Source organism: Streptomyces sp. NPDC006265, assembly GCF_040613555.1.
Taxonomy (GTDB): Bacteria; Actinomycetota; Actinomycetes; order Streptomycetales; family Streptomycetaceae; genus Streptomyces.
In genome coordinates this window covers 1-1166 of sequence record NZ_JBEXSH010001492.1, presented here as the reverse complement: position 1 = coordinate 1166, position 1166 = coordinate 1, and the positions used below count along the sequence as shown (strand labels likewise).

Annotated in this window: 1 protein-coding gene and 1 pseudogene; both read right to left on the bottom strand. The window is 78.4% G+C overall.

Features of this window, described 5'->3' with window-relative positions:
- Window positions 1-806: pseudogene (locus ABZ281_RS50080) on the bottom strand (hypothetical protein); the annotation flags it as partial.
- On the bottom strand, window positions 788-1166 hold a 379-nt coding region (locus ABZ281_RS50075), incomplete at its 5' end, for an ATP-binding cassette domain-containing protein (RefSeq protein ID WP_356665570.1). The gene ABZ281_RS50075 and the pseudogene ABZ281_RS50080, both read right to left, overlap by 19 nt.

Genomic DNA, 1166 nt, shown 5'->3' with positions numbered 1-1166 from the left:
GGGTCCGCGGCATGGTTCCCGGCGCCGGTCCCGGGATCGGCCGGCCGAGCCGTGGCGTCGAGCATGCGGCCGGGCAGTCGAGCCGGCGGGTCGGCGACCGCGCTCACGGTGCCGCCGGGTCCCGTGACCGCCGCCGTTGCGGATCCACTGGTCCGGGCCGCGGGCGGGCCGCTCTTCGCGGCGGGGTCGGCATCACTCGTCGCGGCGGGTTCGGCGCCGCGGCCGTCCGTGGGGCGGATGATCTGGCGGCCGAACCGGCCGTACAACCGGGCCGTCCGGGGCGCGGCAGTCCTCGTCTCGGGCGGACGCAGGGCCAGGGCCACCGCCACCGACGCGCCGACGGGCACGAGTGCCAGCAGGGTCAGGGCGCCCGGCAGCGGCAGGGGGTGCTCCGCGGCGAGGGCCTCGGCGGCGGCGCCGTCGAAGGGCATGCCCGTCAGGTCGCCCCGCAGGTGCAGGAAGACGAGCAGGGCCAGCATCGCGCCCAGCGTGCAGGACAGGGCCGTCGTCGTCGCCGAGACGGCCATCATGCGCACCGGGCCGAGGCCGATCGCCGAGAGGCCCGCGCGGGGCCTGGTACCCGGGTCGGTACGGGCCACGGCGACCGCGAAGTACACCGTGGCGGCCAGCGGGGCCGCGCACCAGGCCAGCCGCAGCAGGGCGGTGCCGGGGGAGCCGGGGTGGCCCAGCGCCCAGCCCAGGGCGCAGAGCAGCAGGAAGGCCGTGCCCGCCGAGGCCGTCGCGACCATCAGGCGGCGCAGCTGGACGGCGGGGTGGGCACCGCGGGTCAGACGGAGAGCGAGCACGCGGCCCGGCCTTCCGGCTCGCGGGGCTCGGCGACCGGCGGCAGGTGCACCGTCTGCACGCGCCGCCCGTCGAGCAGGGACACCGTGCGGTCGGCGAGGGCCGCGGTCTCCGCGTCATGGGTGGCCAGGACGACGGTGATGCGGTGGGAGCGGGCCGCGGTGGTGAGGGTGCGCAGCACATGGGTGCGGTCGGCGCGGTGCAGGGGTGCCGTGGGCTCGTCGGCGAACAGGACCGACGGCGCGGGGGCGAGGGCGCGGGCGATGCAGACCCGCTGCCGCTCGGCCTGCACCAGCTGGTGCGGCCGTTTGCGGGCGCTGTCGCCGACGTCCAGGCGCTCCAGCCACTCCAGGGCCGCGGTC